Below are 20,210 nucleotides of genomic sequence, written 5' to 3'. Positions count from 1 at the left end.
CGCTGATGGCCGGCTGGGCGCGCGGGGTCTGGCCATGCGCGCCGATGGTGGCCTGGCCGATGCCGTCGGCGACGTCGACGACGTTCGCGCCGGCGCCGGAGACGGCGCCCAGCACCAGGTTGAACATCTCCTGCGGCTCGGCCGTCGCGTCCTGCGGCAGCGCCACGGTGACCGTCTTGACGGTCTCGCCGGCGCCGAAGGACAGCGAGCCGCTGGCCGGGACGAAGTCGCTGCCGGCGGCGGCGCTGCCGGCCACGGTGTTGTAGGCAACGCTGAATCCACTGCCGACGGCCTTGTCCAGCACCACGGCGAAGGTCGCGGTGCCGGCGCCGGCGTCGACCACGACGTCGCGTACCGACAGGGCGGCATGGTGGGCGGCGTCCGCCAGCGTGTCGTTGTCGACGATGGTGGCGACGGCCGCGAAATGCTTGATGACGGCGTTGGTGGGACTGTTCAGCACCAGCGCGACGTTTTCCAGGCCTTCGACGAGGGCGTCGTCCTTGATCGGGACGCGCACGGACAGGGACGTGACCCCGGGCGCGAACACCAGCTGGCCGCCCGCGCTCTCGAAGTCGGCGCCGCTGTCGGCCGTGAGCGAATAGGTGTTGTAGTACACGCTCACCTGTTGCTGCGCCGCCGCGCTGAGGGTGACGACGAATTCGACGTAACCGTCCTTTTCGCCGACGACGAGGTTTTTCGAGCTGATGTAGATGGTCATGTTTTTCCCTGTTTTCTGTTGTGTGGTACGCCGCCGGCCGGCGTCGCCTGGAACCGATGGGCCGCATGCTAAGGCATTTGCCGCGCACGGTAAGCCTGTCATTACTTGCAGGTTTTGCCGGCAGCGCCGGACTACCTGCTACCCATAACGAAGCCCGCAGGATTTTTCGAAGGGTTCTCGAGAATTTTTTTTGATTTTTTCTGCGACGGGGGCGGGGCACTTGAAATGGGCGAGCCGTCCCCATCTGGTCGGTATCGCGGCCATGCCGCCCACCGCCCGCTTTGCCGGCCCGATACCATGCGGATCTTCCTGCGCAGCCTCCTGATCGCCCTGGCCCTGATCGCGGCCGAGGCCCTGCTGCGCCCGTGGCTGGAGAGCGTCGCCTACATGGTGCGCCTGGGCGGAATGCCGGCGCCGGCCGTGCTGCCGGTGCCGGTGGCGGGCGTGCAACCGGCGCAACTGGCCGATACCTGGGGCGGGGCGCGCAGCGGAGGGCGCCGGCACGAGGGCATCGACATCTTCGCGCGGCGCGGCACGCCGGTCCTGTCCAGTACCGAGGGGGTGGTGCTGCGGGTCGGCACCAACCGCCTGGGCGGCCAGGTGGTCTGGGTGCTGGGACCGGGCGGCCAGCGCCACTACTATGCGCACCTGGACCGCCATGGCGACGTGCATGCGGGGATGCGGGTGGCGCCGGGCAGCGTGGTCGGCTACGTCGGCAACACCGGCAACGCCCGCACGACGCCGCCGCACCTGCATTACGGGATCTATGTGGCGGGCGGGGCGATCAATCCGTATCCCTTGCTGCGGCCGCGCGCCGGCGCCGGCCGGCGCTGAACGCGTCAGGCCACCCGTTGGGCGGCGTCGGCGCCGGCGGGCGCGCCACCGTCGCCGGCATGGCTGCCCATGCCGTCGTCGTGGTGGAACGGCGCGAACCAGGTCGCCAGGAACGAGGGGATCGTCGCGACCATCACGAACACGAAGTAGCCGACGTAGCCCATCATTTCCTGCAGGTGGCCGCTGGCGACGCCCGTCACCATGTTGCACAGTCCCATCAGGCCGGTGCCGAAGGCATAGTGGGTGGTCGTGTACTTGCCAGGCGCGAGCTGCTGCATCAGGTAGATCATGAAGCCGACCGAGCCGAAGCCGAAGAAGAACTTCTCGATGACGACGCCGGCCGTGATGGCGAGGGTGCTGGACGGCAGCAGGATGGCCATCGCCAGGAAGGTCGCGTTCGGGATGTTGACGGCGCAGCACAGCACGAACAGCACCCGCTTCAGGCCGCGCCTGGCCACGTACATGCCGCCCAGCAGGGAGCCGAGCAGCACCGCGGCCAGGCCGTAGGTGCCGTAGACGATGCCCAGCTGCTCGTTGGACAGCCCGAGCCCGCCCTTGGCGGCGGCATCGACCATGAAGAAGGGGCCGATCTTTTCCAGCAGGCCGATGCTGACCCGGAACAGGAAGGCGAAGGCGACCATCTTCCACACGTCGCGCTTCTGGAAGAAGGTGACGAAGGAATCCCACAGGATGTCGAGCGCGCCGCGCAGGCTGGTCGGCGTGTTCGCCGCGCGCGCGCCGTCCGGCATCATGCGCACGTGCCACAGCGCCATCAGCACGATGATGGCGGCGACGATGAAGAAGATCACGCGCCAGGCGTCCATCCACGCCGGCCCGAACACCTTGGGGTCGTGGTGGAACACGTCGGTGTGCAGGCGGCCGCTCAGGTAGACGAGGAAGCCGGAGGCGACGATCGGGCCGATGTTCCAGGACAGGCTCTGGACCCCGCAGTACAGCGACTGGGCGCGCGTGTCGAGCGAGGTGACGTAGACGCCGTCGCTGGCGATGTCCTGGGTGGCGCCGATGAAGGACATGGCCCAGAACAGCGGCAGCAGGATCGCCATCCAGTCCGGCAGGCCCATCGCCAGCGCGGCGGCGGCGAAGCCCAGGCCCACCAGCACCTGGGTGCACAGCACGAAGAATTTCTTGGTGCGGTACATCTCGACGACGGGCGCGAACAGCGGCTTGATCGTGTAGGCCAGGATCAGCATGCTCGAGTACGCGGCCGCGCGGCCGTTGTCCATGCCCAGGTTCTTGAACATGATCGCGGTGACGCTGGTCAGCATCGTGTAGCCGAGGGCCATCGTGAAATAGCCGGTCGGGACCCACAGCAGCGGGTGGCGCAGGGACTTAGTGGACATGGTGCGGTAGCGGGGAGGAATCGGTCAGGTGCTGCTCGAGGAGGGCGGCGGCGCCGGCCAGCGCGGGGTAGGGCGCATGGATCACGAAGCAGGGGATGCGCGCCATCAGGTCCGAGAACCGCCCCTTGTTCTCGAAGCGGGCGCGAAACGGCGAGCGCGCGAACCGCTCGCCCAGGCGCGGCACGACGCCACCGCCGATATAGATGCCGCCGCGCGCGCACAGCGTGACGGCGACGTTGGCGGCCACGGTGCCGAGCATGCCGCAGAAGACGTCCAGCGCCTCGGCGCACAGCGGATCGGTGCCGGCCAGGCCCCGCTCGACCACCTGGGCCGGCGCCAGCGGCGCGGCGCCGCCGGCGCTACCGTCCCGGTGCCGCAGCGCCTCGTGGATCAGCGCCAGCCCGGGACCGGACACCAGGCGCTCGCTCGAGACGTGCGGCCACCTGGTCCAGCAGTAGGCGAGGATGGCCTGCTCGCGCGCGTCCGCGGGCGAGAAGGCCGCGTGGCCGCCTTCGCTGGCGAGCACGGTCCAGCGTCCGCGCACGGGCAGCAGGCCGCCCACGCCCAGGCCGGTGCCGGCGCCGACCAGGCCGATGGGCGCCTGCGCGACCGGCGCCGCGCCGCCCACCTGCACCAGGTCGGACGGGTCCAGGCCGGGCACCGACATCGACAGCGCGGCGAAATCGTTCACCACCAGCAGCGTCGCCAGGCGCAGCTCGCGGCGCGCCTGCTCGATCGAGAACTGCCAGTGGTGGTTGGTCATGCGCACGACGTCGCCGTCGACCGGGTTGGCGATGGCGATCATGGCGTGGCGCAGCTCGCGCGCCGCGCCGGGACGCGGCGCGAGGTAGGCGCGCACCGCGTCGCACAGCGTGGGATGGTCGGCGCAGGCCAGTGTCGCCACTTCCTCGATGCGCCCGGGGCCGCGCTGCAGCGCGAAGCGGGCGTTGGTGCCGCCGATGTCGGCCAGCAGCCGCGCGCCGCCGAATAGCACGTCGTCCATGGTGTCCCTCATGTCTCCTCGCGTGTTTCCTGTATCTCTTCTCGTGGATGCTGTTCTTGTCACGCGGCCCGGCGGTCCCGGCGCTGGCGCGCGATGAAGTCACGGTACCATAGCGCGCTGGCCTTCGGAACGCGTTCGAGCGTCGCGTAGTCGACCCAGACGATGCCGAAGCGCTTGGCGTAGCCGGAGTTCCATTCGAAGTTGTCCATCAGGCTCCACAGGAAGTAGCCGCGCACGTCGATGCCGCGGTCCATGGCGGCCTTCAGCGCTTCCAGGTGGGTGCGCACGTAGTCGATGCGCACCTGGTCGTCGACCTGGCCGCCCTCCAGCGCATCGACGGCCGCCATGCCGTTCTCGGTGATGTAGACCGGCGGCAGGTCGGGGTAGTCGGCCTTCAGCTGGACCAGCAGCTCGGTCAGGCCCTGCGGGTAGATTTCCCAGCCCATGTCGGTGAAGCCGTTGCCGCCTTCGGGCTTGCGCGGCGGGACCTCGGCGCTCATCACCTCGCGGCGGTAGTAGTTCACGCCCAGGAAGTCGAGCGGCTGGGCGATGATGTCGAAGTCCCCCGCGTGGACGTCCGGCGCGACGCTGCCGTGCGCCTGCAGCGACAGTTCCGGGTAGCGCTTCTTGAAGATCGGGTCCATGAACCATGCGATCGAGTTCGCCCACTCCAGCGCGGCCAGGCGCTTGTCGGCCTCGCTGTCGGTGGCCGGATCGGCGGTCCACTGGTTCAGCACGATCCCCAGTCCGGCCCGCGTGCCGGTGGCGCGCATCGCCTGCATCGCCAGGCCGTGCGACAGCAGCAGGTGGTGCGAGACCTGGATCGCCTGCTTCTTGTCGGCCACGCCCGGCGCGAACTGGGCGTTGCCGTAGCCGAGGTTGGCCGTGCACCACGGCTCGTTGTGGGTGGCGATGGTGGCCAGGCGGTCGCCGAAGCGGCGCGCCACCTCGTGTGCGTAGTCGGCGAAGCGGTGCGCGGTGGCGCGCGCCATCCAGCCGCCGTCGTCCTGCAGGCCCTTCGGCAGGTCCCAGTGGTACAGCGTCAGGTGCGGGGCGATGCCGCGTTCCTGCAGCGCGTCCAGCAGGCGCGCGTAGAAGTCGAAGCCCTGCTCGTTCCAGGCCCCCTTGCCGGCCGGCTGCACGCGCGACCAGGCCATCGAGAAGCGGTAGGCGTCCACGCCCAGGCCGGCCATCAGGGCGACGTCCTCGCGGTAGCGGTGGTAGTGGTCGCAGGCGACGTCGCCGTTGCTGTGGTCGATGATCTTGCCGGGCGTGTGCGAGAAGGTATCCCAGATCGACGGCCCCTTGCCGTCGGCGGCGGCCGCGCCCTCGATCTGGAAGGCGCTGGTCGCGACGCCCCACGTGAAGTTGGAAGGGAAGTGGATGGTTTCGGTCATGGTGCGAGCGTGCGGTGGCGTGGTGATTGTGCGGTGGACGCAGGGACGGGCAGGCGCCGCGGGGCGGGCCGGCGGGCGGGAATGCGTCTCCTGTTCGTCGTTGTTATGGGGCTTCGTTTGAAATCGATTTCATATTACCGTCGCGAGGAATTGGCTGTCAAACACAATTTAGGGCGACCGGGGGCGGGAGGGAGCGGGCAGCGGCGGCGGCCGGAAAACCGGCCGGGTTTTCTGAAACCGGTTTCGTACTGATATACTTGTGGTAACGTCAAGCCGTCGGCGCCGCGCCGACTCCAATCCCAGCCAATGAAAAAAGACCCCAGCAGCACCGCGATGGTGACCGTCCACGAAGTCGCCCGCGTGGCCGGCGTGTCGGCGGCCACCGTGTCGCGCTTCCTGAACGGCACCGCCCGCGTGTCCGACGAAAAGCGCCAGGCCATCGAGAGCGTGATCGAGCGCCTGAACTACAAGCCCAACGTGCTGGCGCAGAACCTCAAGACGGGCAGCTCGCGCACCATCGGCGTGCTGACCCAGTCGCTGGTGTCGGGTTACTTTTCCGACGCGCTGGCCGGCGTCGACGAGGCGCTGCAGGGCACCGGCTATGCGCCGCTGATCGTGTCCGGCCACTGGCATGCGGAAGAGGAAGCGGAGCGCATCGAGCTGCTGATCGCGCGCCGGGTGGATGGCCTGGTGATCCTGAGCGGCAAGCTGCGCGACGCGCAGATCCTGGGACTGTCGCAGCGCGTGCCCATCGTCGCCTTCGGCCGCGCGCTCGACGGGCCGCGCGCCTACGGCTTTTGCCTGGACAACTACTGGGGCGCCTGCGAGGCGGTCGAGCACCTGATCCTGCAGGGCCACCGCCACATCGCCTTCATCGCCGGCCCGTCCGACCACCAGGATGCGCTGGCGCGCCTCGAAGGCTACCGCGACACGCTGGCCAAGCACCGCATCAAGGAAAACCAGCAACTGATCGTGGACGGCGACTTCCAGGAATCCGGGGGCCTGCTGGCGGTCGAGCGCCTGCTCGAATCGGGCCAGCGCTTCTCGGCCATGTTCTGCGCCAACGACCTGACGGCCTACGGCGCCCGCCTGGCCCTGTACCGGCGCGGCATCCGCGTGCCGGAAGACATCTCGGTGATCGGCTTCGACGACCTGCACAGCTCGATGTACACGACCCCGCCGCTGACGACGGTGCGCCAGCCGCTGTTCGACGTCGGCCGCAGCCTGGGCCGGACGATCGTCAAGATGATCAACAACGAACCGCTCGACGTTGACGTACCACAATTGAACCTCGTGGTCCGCGAGTCGGTCCGCCGAATCGGTTGACTTCGCACAAACCGGGGTCAGAGCCCGGCTCTGACCCCGGTTTGCGTTTTATCATGCGGCGAAGCCGCCGTCGGCCAGCAGGTCGGCGCCGGTGACGAAGGCGGATTCCGGGCCGGCGAGCCAGGCGACCAGCGCCGCGATCTCGTCCGGGCGGCCGTGGCGCGGCAGGGCCATCAGGTCGTGCAGCGAGCGGCCGAAGTCGGTGTCGGACGGGTTCATGTCGGTTTCCACCGGACCCGGCAGCACGTTGTTGACGGTGATCCCGCGCGGCCCGAGGTCGCGCGCCAGGCCCTTCGCCAGCCCGGTCAGGGCCGACTTGCTCATCGCGTACAAGGCGCCGCCCGCGAACGGCATGCGCAGGGCGTTGGTGCTGCCGATGTTGATGATGCGGCCGCCGTCGGGCAGGTGCGGCAGCGCCGCCTTGGCGGTGGCGAACACGGCGCGCACGTTCACGGCCACCAGCTTGTCGAAGTCGTCGATGCCGAACGTCTCCAGCGTCCCCGGCAGGAAGATGCCGGCATTGTTGACGACGATGTCGATGCGGCCGAAGCGCGCGGCCGTCGCGTCCACGGCGGCGGCGATCGCGGCCGGGTCGGCGGCGTCGGCCCGCAGCGCGAGCGCGCGGCCGCCGGCGGCGGCGATGTCGGCGACGAGCGCGTCGGCCGGACCGGACGAACTCTGGTAGGTGAATGCGACGGCGGCGCCGTCCGCGGCCAGGCGCCGGACGATGGCGGCGCCGATGCCGCGCGCCGCGCCGGTGACGAAAGCGGTTTTGCCCTGCAGTGATGTGGCCGATGCCATGATGGACTCCATGTGGTGGGTTGGTGTGCATGCAGTATCATCCCAACCAGCAGTTGAAACTAGCCAGTCAAAATGCACATCACTTTCAACGAATGGTAAAAGGTCCACGATGAGCCAGGACGCATTCGCCCACCTCGATGCCTTCATCTACAGCGCGGAAGAGGGCGGCTTCTCCGCCGCCGCGCGGCGCCTTGGGATGACGCCGGCGGGCGTCAGCAAGAACGTCGGCAAGCTCGAAGCCAGCCTGGGCGTGCGCCTGTTCCAGCGCAGCACGCGCCAGTTGCGCCTGACGGACGAGGGCGAGCAGTTCCTGCGCGCCGTGGGCGAGCCGTGGCACCGCATCCAGGATGCGATGGGGGTGCTGCGCGAAGGCGCCGGGCGGCCGTCCGGCCCCTTGCGGGTGGCGCTGGCGCCTGCGGTCGGGCGCATGCATTTCGTGCCGATGCTGGAAGCCTTCCACGCGCTGTATCCGGACGTCGTGCCCGACCTGCATTTCGAGAACCGCCAGGTCGACCTGATCGCCGAAGGCTACGACGTGGCGATCGGCGGCGGCGTCGAGCTGACCCAGGGCCTGGTGGCGCGCGAGCTGGCGCAGGTACGCATCCTCGTGGCCGCGGCGCCTTCCTACCTGGCGCGACGCGGCACGCCCGCGCACCCGGACGACCTGGCGGCGCACGACGGCATCGGCCGGCGCGCGATCCGCAGCGGACGCCTGCAGAGCTGGACGCTGCGCACCGACGACGGCCGCACGGCGGCGGCCGAACTGCATCCGGTGGCCGTGCTCGACGATCCGGAAGCGATGGCGCGCGCGGCCGCGTGCGGCCTGGGCATCGCCCTGCTGCCGGCCCCGCATGCCGGGCCGCTGCTGCGCAGCGGGGAACTGGTGCGCATCCTGCCCGAGTGGCATGCGCAAGCGGGCGGGCTGTTCGTGTATTACTCCAGCCGGCGGCTGCTGCCGGCCAAGACGCGCGTGTTCGTGGAGTTCGTGGTGGAGCGGTTCCGGGCGCTGGGGCTGGCGGCGGCGTTCACGGCGTGACTCGCATGGTCGATGCAGGGCGGACGTCGGACCCGGCCCCGGCACGAACGGACGGTACGGTTGTCCGCGCAGGCATGGCGTTGCCGCCTCCAGCCTGCCTGCCCGCCGGACGTGTCAGCGTCCGAGGCGCAGCGGGAAGTCGCCTATTGATTTGTAGCGCAGGACATTGCTCTGAATAATATGGGTTTTCTCTATCACCTAGCCCAATGGATATTTCAAATACATTCGACCGGCTTTACGGGCGTTTCTATTTCGGCGGATTGCGCAATGCGGGAACGCTGCGCCAGTTCCTGTTTCCACTCACGCTGACTCTAGTCGCATGTGCCGCCATCGGGCTCGCCGTTTGCGTTTCCGCTACCTTTTCCAACTTCATGTACCGCACATTCTTCAACAGGCCATGGATTGGACTGACTGCAAAAGGTGCGCTTGGACTCGTGTTTCTCTGGTTCTATGTGCGTTTCGCGCCGTACAAGTGCACGAACATGATGCTGCGCCCGGATGGCGAGGGACGCTGGAGCATCCATATGGGTCCGGCGGTCAGCATGAATCCCCTGCATTACGCATTCACCCGCAAGAACATGATCGATGAGGGCGAATCCATCATCCTTTCGGCGGCCTTGCGGCATGGACTGACGGGAGTCGTGACGCTGGAGAGCCATTTATATGGCACCACCGAGATGCGGCGTCGAAAGATCGAAGCGCTGCGCGATCGATTTCCGGAACTGACGTATGTCGAACGCGGCGGCAACGAGACAGTCAACAAATTCGATGCGTATTGGCTGTCCGTGCTGAGGTGGTGCCTGCTCACCAGGGTCAATCTGCAGAGGCGATGGAACGGGAACCGGAATCTGATCGATAAAAGCCGGGGAAGGATCACAAGTGCGACACGCGTGGGCGCGATCGAGATCCGTATCGGTCCTCCCGGCCCGGGTCATGCAGCGGAGGCGGTGCACTCGCGCAAGCAGGATCCGGCGTCGATACCGAGCGAGCGTGCATAGCGGGGGCTTAGGCAGTGGCACGGGCAAGTGCCGGGTGCCGTCACGCCGGCCATCCCCTCATTTCCACTTGCACCCGCTCCCCGTCAACGTGTCCTTGGCCAGCGGGATCAGCGCCAGGATGCCCATGCCGGCATACTGGGTCTGGCAATCGCCGTTGCGTGCGCCGTCGATGGCGCGCCCCAGTTTCTCGGTGCGGGTTTCGCGCAGCACCTGGGTGCGGCCGGCGCCGATGCCGTCCGGGCCGGACACGGCGGCGCGCGCCGCACCGCGCGCGGCGGCCATGTCGAAGCCGCCGCCGCTGCCCGCCGGCGGCGCGGCGACCGTGAACGCCGGCTCCGGCGTCCCCTCGGGCATGGCGATGGGCGGCGCCGGCGCCGCCGCGGGGTGTGGTGCGATCGGCGGTGCGGTTCGGGGCCTGGCCCGTGGCGCGGGCGCGGGGCGGGCCGGCGCCGCCGCGGCTGCCGGCGGCGCAGGTACGGGCGCGGCCACCGGCGCGGGCAGTGGCGCAGGGACGGGCGGCGCCAGCAGGGGCCGGACCAACACGAAACGCACTTCCGGCCGCGCATCGTCGACGCGCGCGCGCTGCGGCGGCATGGCGTGCAGCAGCCAGGCGAGGGCGGCGCCGTGCGCGAGCAGGCTGATGCCCCACGCCCAGCGGCGGGAATGGGCCGAGGCTGCAGCGCTGCCGGCGGGTTGGGTCAGGGTCATGGACATGTTCCGATTCTAGCTGCATGAGGCCGGCCAAAAGTCACGAAATGTTGCGCCGCCGTGCCGGAATGTCATCCTGCCGACACATGCCGGCGGTACAATGCCCGGTTTGGCGACCGGGCTGCGGCCCGGGCGTCCCGATCCACCGCACCCGCTTCGCGAGACCACCGACGCCATGCCCGCCATCTTCCGCCCCGCCCTCAAGACTTCCCTGACGCTGCTCGCCTGCGCGGCCCTGCTGGCGCCCCTGCATGCGGGCGCGGGGGCGGCGGCCCCGGCGGCGCGCGCGGACGGGACGGCGGCCACCAAGGAAGCCGTCGCCAGGCCCAGGCTGCTGGTGGTGATGGTGATCGACGGCCTGCCGTCCGAGCAGGTGCAGCGCTACCGCGACCAGTTCGGGCAGGGCGGGCTGCGGCGCCTGCTGGAGCAGGGCGCCAGCTTCACCAACGCGCACCAGGCCCACGGCATCACCGTCACCGCGATCGGCCACACGGCCGTGCTGACCGGCGCCTATCCCTACCGCCATGGCATCATCGGCAACAACTGGCTCGACGCCGACGGCCGGCAGGTCTACTGCACCGAGGACACCCGCTACACCTACATCGGCGAGCCGGCGACCGATCCGCACGACGGCACGTCGCCCGCGCTGCTGCGCGTGGACACGCTCGGCGACCAGCTGCGCTACGCCACCGGCAACCGCAGCAAGGTCGTCACGGTCTCGGGCAAGGACCGCGGCGCGATCCTGCTGGCCGGGAAGACGGGCACCGCCTACATGTTCATGGACAAGACCGGCGACTTCGCCAGCAGCACCTACTACATGCAGCAGCATCCGGCCTGGGTCGAGCGCTTCCGCGCCGGCAAGCCGCAGGACCGCTACTACGGCAAGGCGTGGACGCCGCTGCTGCCCGACAGCGCCTACGCGGACGACGCGCCGTTCCCGGCGCCGAGCCTGAAGGGGCCGAACCGCTTCCCGTTCATGTTCTACAGCGAGAGCGGCGCGCCGGCGGCCGACTACTACAACCGTCTCAAGACGAGTCCCGCCGTCGACGAGCTGACCCTGGAGTTCGCCCGCGCCGCCGTCGAGGGCGAGCAATTGGGCAGCAATCCGAGCGGCGCCACCGACGTCCTCGGCATCAGCCTGTCGGGCCACGACTACGTGAACCACGCCTACGGCCCGGAAAGCCGGATGTCGCACGACCACCTGCAGCAGGTCGACCGCAAGATCGCGGCCTTCTTCGACTTCCTCGACCGCCGCATCGGCATGGACAACGTGCTGGTCGTGCTGACCGCCGACCACGGCTTCTCGAACACGCCCGAATTCTCGCGCCAGCGCCGCATCGACGCCGCGCGCATCGACCCGAAGGCCGTCACGGCGGGACTCGGCAAGGCGCTCGCCGAGCGCTTCGGCGCGCCCGGGCTGGTGAAGACGTCCTACCTGCCCGAGATCTACCTCGACTACGCCGCCATCGACAAGCGCGGCCTGGCGCGCGCCGACGTCGAGGACGCCGCCGCGCGCATCCTGCTGGCGCAGCCCGGCATCGCCGAGGTGTTCACCCGCACCCAGATGGAACGCGGCGTCGCGGCGAATTCGCGCATGGCCACGCTGATGCAGCGCGCCTGGAACCGCGAACTGTCGGGCGACCTGCTGGTGGTGCCGGCGGCGTATTCCTTCTTCAGCGGCGGCGCCGAGGGCACCACCCACGGCACCCCGTACAACTACGACACCTCGGTGCCGCTGCTCATCATGGGCAAGCGCTGGATCCGCCCGGGCGCGCTCGGCCAGTACGCCGAAGTGGTCGACATCGCCCCGACGCTGGCGCACATCCTGCGGGTGCGCGCGCCGGCCGCCGCCGAGGGGCGCGTGCTGACCGAGGCGCTGCGCTGACGCGCCGCGCGACGCAGGCGCCGGGAAGGCGGCGGCGCGTGGCAACGGCGCGCTGGCGGGCTATACTTCCGGCTACGATCAAGACAGGACCACCTCGCCCATCACCATGTACGCAGCAGTCGACCTCGGTTCCAACAGCTTCCGTCTCCACATCGGCGAACCGATCGCCGGCCAGATCCACATCGTGCGCACGGCGCGCGACCCGATCCGCCTGGCCGCCGGGCTGGGGCCGGACAATCTGCTGAGCGAGGAGGCGCAGGCGACGGCGGTGCGCACGCTGGGCGACTTCGCCGCGGTCCTGCGCCAGTACCGGCTCGACGCCGTGCGCGTGGTCGCCACCAATACGCTACGCGTGGCGCGCAACGCCGAACGGGTGCTGCCGCGCCTGGAGGACGCCATCGGCTACCCGATCGAGATCATCTCCGGCGAGGAAGAAGGGCGCCTGATCTACATGGGCGTGGCGCGCGCGATGTCCGGGCGCCACGAGCAGCGCCTGGTCATCGACATCGGCGGCGGCTCGACGGAACTCATCGCCGGCCATGGCGACGAGATCCGCATGGTCGAATCGTTCAGCACCGGCACCCATCCGCAGAGCGCCACCTATTTCCAGGGCGGCCATATCAGCGCGGACGCCTTCCAGACCTCGGTCAACGCGGCGCGCGCCCATTTCGAGGACATGGCGGCGCGCTACCGGGCCCACGGCTGGGAAGCGGCCTACGGCTCGTCCGGCACGATCCGCGCCATCAACGAGGTGATCGCCCGCAACGGCATCGGCGACGGCACCATGTCGTACGCCAGCCTGCTGGCGCTGCGCGACCGGCTGATCGACGTGGGCCACGTCGACGCCTTCGACCTGCCGGGCGTCAAGCGCGAGCGCGTGATCGTCATGGTCGGCGGCCTGTCGATCCTGATCGGCGTGATGCAGGAACTGCGCGTCAAGACCATGCACGCGATCAATGCCGGGCTGCGCCTGGGCGTGCTGTCCGACCTGGAGCTGCGCGCCAACCGCCAGGACCGGCGCGACCTCGCGATCCAGGACTGCATGCGCCGCTTCGGCGTCGACGCGGCCCGTGCCGGGCGCACGGCGAACATCGCGCGCAAGCTGTTCGACCGCCTGGCGCCGCAGGACGAGGCGGTGACCCACCACCTGCTGCGCGCGGCCATGCTGCACGAGGTCGGGCTGGCGGTGTCGCACACGGGCGCGCACAAGCACGCCGCCTACATCGTCGAGCACGGCGACCTGCCGGGCTTCACGGCGCGCGAGCAGCGCCTGATGAGCATGATCGTGCTGGGCCAGAAGGGCAACCTGCGCAAGGTGCGCGACGTGCTGGCCGTGCCCGACCTGGCCAAGGCCGTGCTAGCGCTGCGCCTGGCGGCCGTGTTCATGCACGCGCGCGTCGACGCCGACGTCGACCTGCTGCGCCTGCGCATGAAGGGCCGCATCGACGTCGAGACCCCGCGCGGCTGGCTGGGCCAGCATCCCACGGTGGCGGCCTGGTTCGAGAAGGAAGCGGCCGCCTGGGGCGAGGTCGGGGTGGCGTTCCAGGTGACCCAGGGTTGACCCGCCCGGGCGGGCAGGCGTGCGCCAGGACGTCCGGCTTGCATTTTATAATTCGTTTTTTAGCAAGTTTCGATATTCCCTGGCGAGCAAATGTGTTAAATTCGCGGGATTGGTTCAACACACTTCAACGCACCCGAGCCCGGCGCGCGCAGCGCCGGGACGCGACTCCATCATGCGGCATATCCTCCTGGTCGACGACGAAGAAGCCGTCCGTTACGTATTCGAACGCTACCTGAGCATGCTCGGCTACCGCGTCACCACGGCGCGCGACGGCGCCGAGGCCCTGGGATTGCACCAGGCCGATCCGGCCGACCTCATCATCACCGATTTCCGCATGCCCTACATGGACGGCGGCGAATTGCTGGCGCGCTTGCGCGACCTGGCCCCGGACCTGCCGGCGATCCTGATCTCCGCCAACCCCGTCGACGCCGGGCCGATGCTGGCCGACGTGCGTTTCTTCGCCAAGCCGGTGTCGATGCCGCTGCTGGCCGAGACGGTGGCGGGCTTGATCGGCGCCGGCGCGGTGCAGGGCGGCAGGGAAGACGCGGCGCCGCTGGCCGAGCCCGAGGCGCTGCGCAGCAGGCAGCACGCGACGGCCTAGGAGCCTGTCCGGCTGGACGATACTGGGCAATACCGGCGAGATGGCATCGTGCGTGCATGCGCCGCATGCCGGCGTCGGCCCGCGCTGCGCCGTGGCGACGGCCTTGCTGCCACCATTGCCGTTCGGCCGCACGAACCCTGGCGGCGATCCGCGCGACGGGAGTGGCCGGCCGCCGGCTCAGCCGCGCTTGCCGCGGCGGCGCAGGCCGGCGATCAGGCCCAGGCCCAGCGCGAACGACGCGATGGTGGCCGGTTCCGGCACGGCGGCGACCTTCGGGTTCAGGCCGTCGGTGCTGGCGAACGTCGTGTAGTTGCCGTCGCCGATCTTGAACTGCGCCTGCTGCACGCCGTCGCAGCACTTTTCCAGGCCGTAGATGGCCAGCGTGTGGTTGCCGGCGCCCAGCTTGGTCGAGTACAGGAAATACTGCGAGCTGTTATTGTAGTTATTGCTCCAGTACATGTCCCAGGACTTGGTATCGACGGCGACGCCGTCCAGGAACAGCGCGCCGCCGTAGCCGAAGTCGACGCCGGCGCGGAACGACCACGTGGTGGCTGCCTGGTCGGCCGCCACGGCGAAGTCGATGGTGGCCTTCCAGGCGATGTTGCTGTCGACGCCGCCGAACAGCTTGCTGTTCGAGACGTTGTCGTAGCTGGCCAGCGTGGCGGTGCCGTAGCCGCTGCCCTGGTGCAGCAGGGCGGTGTCGACGGCGCTGCGGTAGGCATTTCCGCTACCCTGGACGCCGGCAGTGCTGTACGCCGTCTGCAGGGTGATGACGCTGGCATCGGCCTGGGCGGCGGCGACGGCGAGGATGGCGACGCAGAGTGTTTGCGCGGAATTCATTGTTTTGCCTGGGTAAGTTTGCGTGTACGTAAATATAACATCCGCGCCGAAATCTGGCGAAATTGACGATAAAAAAATGATGAGTGAACGAAATTTGAGGCTGTTTCGCAACGGAAGTATTTCCATGGGGAATCTCGGCGCGGCGCTGTCGCTGCTGCTCGGGTGCGCGCTGGCGCCGGCGGCGCTCGCCGCGTCGACACCGCCGGCCTGCACGGGCGCGCCGCCCTCGGGCGAGCTGCGCGCCCAGCGCATTCCCGCGGCGACGCCGACGCACGACGGTCCCTCGCTGTACGAAGGACCGGTGTGGGTGGGCGACGCCCTGTACTTCTCCGACTTCGGCGACGGTCCGGCCTTCCCCTCGCGCATCCGCAGGCTGGCGCCGGACGGCAGCGTCACCACGGCCGTCGAGGACAGCGGCAGCAACGGCCTGGCGGTCGATGCGCAAGGCCGGCTGGTCGTGGCAAGCCACAAGGACAAGGCGCTGCTGCGCCAGGCGCCGGGCAGCGGCGCGCGCACGCCGGTGGCGTCGCGCTACGCCGGGCAGCCGTTCAATTCGCCCAACGACATCGCCATCGCGGGCGACGGCACGATCTACTTCACCGACCCGGATTACCAGCGCAGCGCCGCGCCGGGCCGCCAGCCGGTCACCGGCGTGTACCGGGTCGGCACCGACGGCGTCGTCACGCTGGTCGACGGCAGCCGCAGGAACCCGAACGGCATCGCGTTGTCGCCGGACGGCGCCACGCTGTACGTGGGCGCGCTGGACGGCGTGCTGCGCGCCTATCCGGTGCAGGGCGGCGCGGCCAGGCTGCCCGGGCGCGACCTCGTTACCGGCCTGGATGGGCCGGACGGCTTCGCGGTCGACTGCCAGGGCAATCTGTACGTGACGGAACACGGCGCGCGTCGCGTGCGCGTGTTCTCGCCGGCGGGCAAGGAGCTGGCCACGATCCGCGTCGACGCCAACGTCACCAACGCGGCGTTCGGCGGCGCGGACGGGCGCACGCTGTACATCACCGGCGCGCGCGCGCTGTGGCAGGTCAGGCTGGGGATCGGCGGGCATCCCTACTGAGCGGCGCCGGAGCGGCCATCCGGCGCCGCGGCGGGTGATCCCGCCGCCGCCCGCGGCGGGCGGCGGCGGCGCTGGCGTGACGGCGCCGGGTCGGCCGGCCCGGCTCAGGCCTGCAGCGCGATCCGCTTCTGCTCGCGCGCCGACCGGTAGATCGCCTCGATGATGCGCATGTCGCGCAGGCCTTCCTCGCCGGCGACGATCGGTTCCTTGTCCTGCAGGATGCACTGGGCCAGGTGGTCGAGCTGGCCCGCCCACTGGGTCGCGCCGGGGCCGGGGGCGGGCACCACTTCCTCGCCGCGGCCGCTGCCGACCCACAGGCGGTTGCCGCGGTAGGCGGTGGCGGGCTCCATCTCGATGCGTCCCTTGTCGCCCACCAGCAGGATGTGGTTCTGGTTGGCGCTGTACATCGACATGCAGGAACCCACCACGCCCGACGGGAATTCGAGCTGGAAGCCGATCAGGTCCTCGACCTCGCGAAAGCGCGGATCGCTGCGGTCGGTGGTTTCCTGGGCGTAGACGGCGACCGGCTCCTCGCCGGTCATGGTGCGCGCCGCGTTCAGGGCGTAGATGCCGATGTCCATCAGCGAACCGCCGCCCGACATCGCCTTCTTGAGGCGCCAGGCGTTCGGATTGTTGAACGTGAAGCCGTGCTCGGAGCGGAAGTAGCGCAGCTTGCCGATCTCGCCGGCGCGCGCGCGCCGCACCGCTTCCAGGTTGGTCGGCTCGAAGTGGCAGCGGTAGCCGATCATCAATTTGCGGCCGGCCTGGCGGCAGGCGGCGATCATCGACGCGCATTCGGCGGAGGACAGCGCCATCGGCTTTTCGCACAGCACGTGCTTGCCCGCCCTGGCCGCGCGGATCGTGTACTCGGCATGCATCGACACCGGCAGGCAGATATAGACGATGTCGATCTCGGGATTGTCGCGGATGCTGTCGAAGTTGCGGTAGTCGTAGAGATTGCGTTCGGGGACGCCGTAGTCGGCCGCCACCTTGCGCGCCTTGGCGGCGTCGCCGCTGACCAGCGCCACCAGCTTGCTGTTCCTGCAGTTGGCGAATTGCGGGACGATGATCCCGAGTCCGTAGCCGCCCAGGCCCACGACCGCGTAGCCGAGCTTGCGCCCGGCCGCGGCGGCGGGCAGGGCCCCGGCCGCGCCGGCGGGCAGGCCGATGGCGCCCGCCGCCAGGGCGCCGCCGCTCAGCATGATGTTGCGTCGATTCCAATCCATTGTCCCCAACTCCTCGTGTTCGTCATGGCATGGCGCGCCCGGGAGCGCCGCCCGCGTTTCAGGAAATCGATTTCAACCGCGTTGGGATTGTATTACGGATCGGGGGCCGCACGGCGATCCGGAGCGCTTGACCCATCTCTGCAACTAACCGACAGAACGTACGCGCGCATAGGGACGAGGGGCCTGCGGCCCCGTGGCCTTCAGCGCAGCTTGCCCACCATGTCCGGCCCGACGGCCAGGCGGATGAAGGGCGCCGGGTCTTCCTCGTTCTTGCGGGCGATCCACAGCACGCTGGCCTTGCGGATCTTCCACTCGTGCGGTTCGCCGGAGAACACCAGCGCCGCCACCTGGCCCAGCAGCGGCTGGTGGCCGACCACCACCACCGGCAGGCGCTGGTCCGGCCAGCCGCAGGCTTCCAGGATCTGCTGCGGCGTCGCGTCGGTGTTCAGCGCTTCCAGCGTCGAGAACTTGCGGCCCAGCGCCTCGGCGGTCTGCACGCAGCGCAGGGCGGGGCTGGCCAGCACGCGGCATTGCGCGGGCAGCTGGCGGTCGAGCCAGGCGCCCACGCGCGACGCGTGCCGCGCGCCCTTCGATGTCAGGGCGCGGCGCTGGTCGCCCTCGCGCGTGGCCACGTGCGGCTCAGCCTCGGCGTGCCGCCACAGGATCAGTTCCATGGTCGAGTTCCTTGTTGTTGACGAGCGTGTCCGCCGCGGCGCCCAGCAGGTCCATCAGCGCCTGCTGGGCGGTGAACGGCTTCTGGCTGCCGCGCGCGCGGCGCCGGCGGTAGCGGCCGTCGCTGCCCAGTTCCCAGGCGTTGACGTTGTCCTTCAGGTAGACCTGCAGCCCCTCGCGGATGACGCGCTTCTTGAGGCCGGCCGAGCGGATCGGGAAAGCGATCTCGACGCGCCGGAACAGGTTGCGGTTCATCCAGTCGGCGCTGCTCAGCCAGACATCGTGCTGGAGGTTGTTGCGGAAGTAGTAGATCCGGGTGTGCTCGAGGAAGCGGCCGACGATCGAACGCACGCGGATGTTTTCCGACAGCCCGGGCACGCCGGGCTTGAGCGAGCAGGCGCCGCGCACGATCAGGTCGATGCGCACGCCGTCGTTGGACGCGTCGTACAGCGCGCGGATCACCGACTCGTCGGTCAGGGAATTCATCTTGGCGATGATGCGCGCCGGCTTGCCGTCGCGCGCGATCGCCGCTTCCTGGCGGATCGCCTTGACGATCTCCTTCTGCAGCATGAACGGCGCCAGCCAGATGGCATCGAGCTGGGTCGGGCGGGTCAGGCTGGTGAGGTGGATGAACACCTCGTTGACGTCGGCCGTGATTTGCTCGTCCGAGGTGAGCAGGCCGAAGTCGGTATAGAACCTGGCCGTCGTCGTGTTGTAGTTGCCGGTGCCGAGGTGGGCGTAGCGGCGCAGGCCCAGGGGCTCGCGGCGCAGCACCAGCGCCATCTTGGCGTGCGTCTTGAGGCCGACCACGCCGTACACGACCTGCGCGCCGGCTTCCTCGAGGCGCTCGGCCCAGTTGATGTTGGCCTCCTCGTCGAAGCGCGCCATCAGCTCGACGATGACGGTGACTTCCTTGCCGCGCAGGGCGGCGCCGATCAGCGCCTCCATCAGCTCGGAGTTCGAGCCGGCGCGGTAGATCGTCTGCTTGATCGCGACCACGTTCGGGTCGGCCGCGGCGCTGCGGACGAAGTCGATCACCGGCTGGAACGACTGGAACGGGTGGTGCAGCAGCACGTCCTGCCTGCCCAGCACGGCGAAGATGTCCTGGTAGGTCGCCAGCTTGGGCGGGAAGCCGGGCGAGAACGGCGGGAACTTCAGTTCCGGGCGCGCATTGCTGTTGGCGATCTCGAGCAGGCGGCCCATGTTGACGGGGCCGTCCACGCTGAACAGGCGCGAGCGGTCGATCGCGAACTGGTCCAGCAGGAAGTCGGCCAGGTGCTTCGGGCAGCCGCGCGCCACTTCCAGGCGCACCGCGAAGCCGTAGTTGCGGCTGTGCAGTTCGCTCTGCAGCGCCTGGCGCAGGTTCTTGACCTCTTCCTCGTCGACCCACAGGTCGCTGTTGCGGGTGACGCGGAACTGCGAATAGGACACCACCTCGCGCCCGGTGAACAGGTCGGCCATGTGGGCCTGGATGACGGACGATAGCAGGCAGTACGAGGCGCCCGGCTTGTCCGACAGGTTGTCCGGCAGGCGGATCAGGCGCGGCAGCACGCGCGGCGCCTTCATGATGGCGATGCCGGTGCCGCGCCCGAACGCGTCCTTGCCGGCCAGCTCGACGATGAAGTTCAGGCTCTTGTTGATCACGCGCGGGAACGGGTGCGCCGGGTCCAGGCCGACCGGCGTGAGCAGCGGCCGCACTTCCTTGTCGAAGTACTGCTTGACCCAGGCCTTCTGGGCCGCGTTGCGGTCGGAGCGGCGCAGCAGGTGGATGCCGTTGGCGGACAGCTGCGGCAGGATCTCGTTGTTCAGCAGCGCGTACTGGCGGCCGATGATCTGGCGGCATTCCTCGCTGGCGTCGATCAGGTCGATGGTGGCGTCGTCGCCCTGTTCCTGGTGCTGGGCCAGCAGGCTGGCCACGCGCACCTCGAAGAACTCGTCCAGGTTGCTGCTGACGATGGTGAGGAAGCGCAGGCGTTCGAGCAGCGGCAGCCTGGGGTCCTCGGCGTTTTCGAGGACCCGGCGGTTGAATTCGAGCAGCGACAGTTCGCGGTTGAGGAAGGGCGCAGGCGGTACCTGCGGAAGCGAGGCGGAAACCTCGTCCGTTTTCGACTTCACATCCATTTTTCGGAAAGATTTCACTAGTGGCAAGCAAGTGTAGAGTCCGAAGATGACAG

At 69.3% G+C, this 20,210-nt stretch carries 18 protein-coding genes; 8 read left to right on the top strand and 10 right to left on the bottom strand.

Going from position 1 to position 20,210, the window contains the following annotated elements; translation table 11 throughout:
- Positions 1-718 (bottom strand): Calx-beta domain-containing protein (locus QZ749_RS13990; protein ID WP_296947942.1); only part of this gene is annotated, 718 nt, incomplete at its 3' end.
- 297 nt (positions 719-1,015) lie between these two features.
- On the opposite strand from QZ749_RS13990, the gene QZ749_RS13985 reads away from it, so the two are divergent.
- The gene (locus tag QZ749_RS13985) at positions 1,016-1,552 is read left to right on the top strand and encodes a M23 family metallopeptidase (RefSeq protein WP_296947940.1); all 537 of its coding nucleotides are present in this window, start codon (positions 1,016-1,018) and stop codon (positions 1,550-1,552) included.
- A gap of 5 nt (positions 1,553-1,557) precedes the next feature.
- Here the strand turns inward: QZ749_RS13985 and QZ749_RS13980 are convergent, their stop codons facing one another.
- The 3 genes from QZ749_RS13980 to QZ749_RS13970 are packed head-to-tail and all read right to left on the bottom strand — an operon-like array spanning position 1,558 to position 5,313.
- Positions 1,558-2,913, bottom strand: coding sequence for an MFS transporter (locus QZ749_RS13980; protein WP_296947938.1), 1,356 nt, complete (start codon positions 2,911-2,913; stop codon positions 1,558-1,560).
- A complete protein-coding gene (locus QZ749_RS13975; RefSeq protein ID WP_296947936.1) occupies positions 2,903-3,916 on the bottom strand; it encodes a glucokinase in 1,014 nt (337 codons plus the stop codon). Before QZ749_RS13975 ends, QZ749_RS13980 begins: the two co-directional genes overlap by 11 nt.
- A 59-nt stretch (positions 3,917-3,975) precedes the next feature.
- Positions 3,976-5,313, bottom strand: coding sequence for a GH1 family beta-glucosidase (locus QZ749_RS13970; RefSeq protein ID WP_296947934.1), 1,338 nt, complete (start codon positions 5,311-5,313; stop codon positions 3,976-3,978).
- 306 nt (positions 5,314-5,619) lie between these two features.
- Between QZ749_RS13970 and QZ749_RS13965 the strand changes: the two genes are divergently transcribed.
- Positions 5,620-6,639, top strand: a complete 1,020-nt coding sequence (locus QZ749_RS13965) for a LacI family DNA-binding transcriptional regulator (protein ID WP_296947932.1) — start codon at positions 5,620-5,622, stop codon at positions 6,637-6,639.
- Between the two features lie 51 nt (positions 6,640-6,690).
- Here QZ749_RS13965 and QZ749_RS13960 read toward each other — a convergent pair whose 3' ends face one another.
- A complete protein-coding gene (locus QZ749_RS13960) occupies positions 6,691-7,440 on the bottom strand; it encodes an SDR family oxidoreductase (protein WP_296947929.1) in 750 nt (249 codons plus the stop codon).
- Positions 7,441-7,549: 109 nt separating this feature from the next.
- Here QZ749_RS13960 and QZ749_RS13955 point away from each other — a divergent pair, with 109 nt between their 5' ends.
- Complete coding sequence (locus tag QZ749_RS13955) at positions 7,550-8,476, top strand: LysR family transcriptional regulator (protein ID WP_296947926.1); 927 nt, start codon at positions 7,550-7,552, stop codon at positions 8,474-8,476.
- Positions 8,477-8,682: 206 nt separating this feature from the next.
- On the top strand, positions 8,683-9,474 hold the full coding sequence (locus tag QZ749_RS13950; RefSeq protein WP_296947924.1) for a hypothetical protein: 792 nt from the start codon (positions 8,683-8,685) through the stop codon (positions 9,472-9,474).
- 57 nt (positions 9,475-9,531) lie between these two features.
- Here the strand turns inward: QZ749_RS13950 and QZ749_RS13945 are convergent, their stop codons facing one another.
- Positions 9,532-10,182, bottom strand: a complete 651-nt coding sequence (locus tag QZ749_RS13945) for a hypothetical protein (protein WP_296947922.1) — start codon at positions 10,180-10,182, stop codon at positions 9,532-9,534.
- 175 nt (positions 10,183-10,357) lie between these two features.
- Between QZ749_RS13945 and QZ749_RS13940 the strand changes: the two genes are divergently transcribed.
- The 3 genes from QZ749_RS13940 (at position 10,358) to QZ749_RS13930 (ending at position 14,229) form a co-directional block, all read left to right on the top strand.
- Positions 10,358-12,067, top strand: coding sequence for an alkaline phosphatase family protein (locus QZ749_RS13940; protein WP_296947919.1), 1,710 nt, complete (start codon positions 10,358-10,360; stop codon positions 12,065-12,067).
- A 106-nt stretch (positions 12,068-12,173) separates the two neighbouring features.
- Positions 12,174-13,628 carry a Ppx/GppA phosphatase family protein gene (locus QZ749_RS13935; RefSeq protein WP_296947916.1) on the top strand — a complete coding sequence of 485 codons (1,455 nt, stop codon included), beginning with the start codon at positions 12,174-12,176 and terminating at the stop codon, positions 13,626-13,628.
- A 172-nt stretch (positions 13,629-13,800) separates the two neighbouring features.
- Positions 13,801-14,229: a response regulator gene (locus QZ749_RS13930; protein ID WP_296947914.1), complete on the top strand. Its 429-nt coding sequence runs from the start codon at positions 13,801-13,803 to the stop codon at positions 14,227-14,229.
- A gap of 177 nt (positions 14,230-14,406) precedes the next feature.
- On the opposite strand, the gene QZ749_RS13925 is transcribed toward QZ749_RS13930, so the two are convergent.
- Positions 14,407-15,069, bottom strand: coding sequence for a CCXG family PEP-CTERM protein (locus QZ749_RS13925; protein ID WP_296947911.1), 663 nt, complete (start codon positions 15,067-15,069; stop codon positions 14,407-14,409).
- 124 nt (positions 15,070-15,193) lie between these two features.
- Between QZ749_RS13925 and QZ749_RS13920 the strand changes: the two genes are divergently transcribed.
- A complete protein-coding gene (locus QZ749_RS13920; RefSeq protein ID WP_296947908.1) occupies positions 15,194-16,138 on the top strand; it encodes an SMP-30/gluconolactonase/LRE family protein in 945 nt (314 codons plus the stop codon).
- A 104-nt stretch (positions 16,139-16,242) separates the two neighbouring features.
- On the opposite strand, the gene QZ749_RS13915 is transcribed toward QZ749_RS13920, so the two are convergent.
- From QZ749_RS13915 to ppk1, 3 genes are all read right to left on the bottom strand, one after another.
- Positions 16,243-17,364, bottom strand: coding sequence for a Gfo/Idh/MocA family protein (locus QZ749_RS13915; protein WP_296947905.1), 1,122 nt, complete (start codon positions 17,362-17,364; stop codon positions 16,243-16,245).
- 200 nt (positions 17,365-17,564) lie between these two features.
- Positions 17,565-18,038, bottom strand: coding sequence for a histidine phosphatase family protein (locus QZ749_RS13910; protein ID WP_296947902.1), 474 nt, complete (start codon positions 18,036-18,038; stop codon positions 17,565-17,567).
- Entirely contained in the window at positions 18,004-20,157 is a 2,154-nt protein-coding gene (gene ppk1, locus QZ749_RS13905; protein WP_296947900.1) for a polyphosphate kinase 1, read from the bottom strand. The genes QZ749_RS13910 and ppk1 overlap by 35 nt, the downstream gene beginning before the upstream one ends.
- Between the last annotated feature and the right edge of the window lie 53 nt (positions 20,158-20,210).

The organism is uncultured Massilia sp., from assembly GCF_913773735.1.
In the GTDB taxonomy this organism is placed as follows: domain Bacteria; phylum Pseudomonadota; class Gammaproteobacteria; order Burkholderiales; family Burkholderiaceae_D; genus Telluria.
This window is presented reverse-complemented; position numbering and strand designations above follow the sequence as displayed.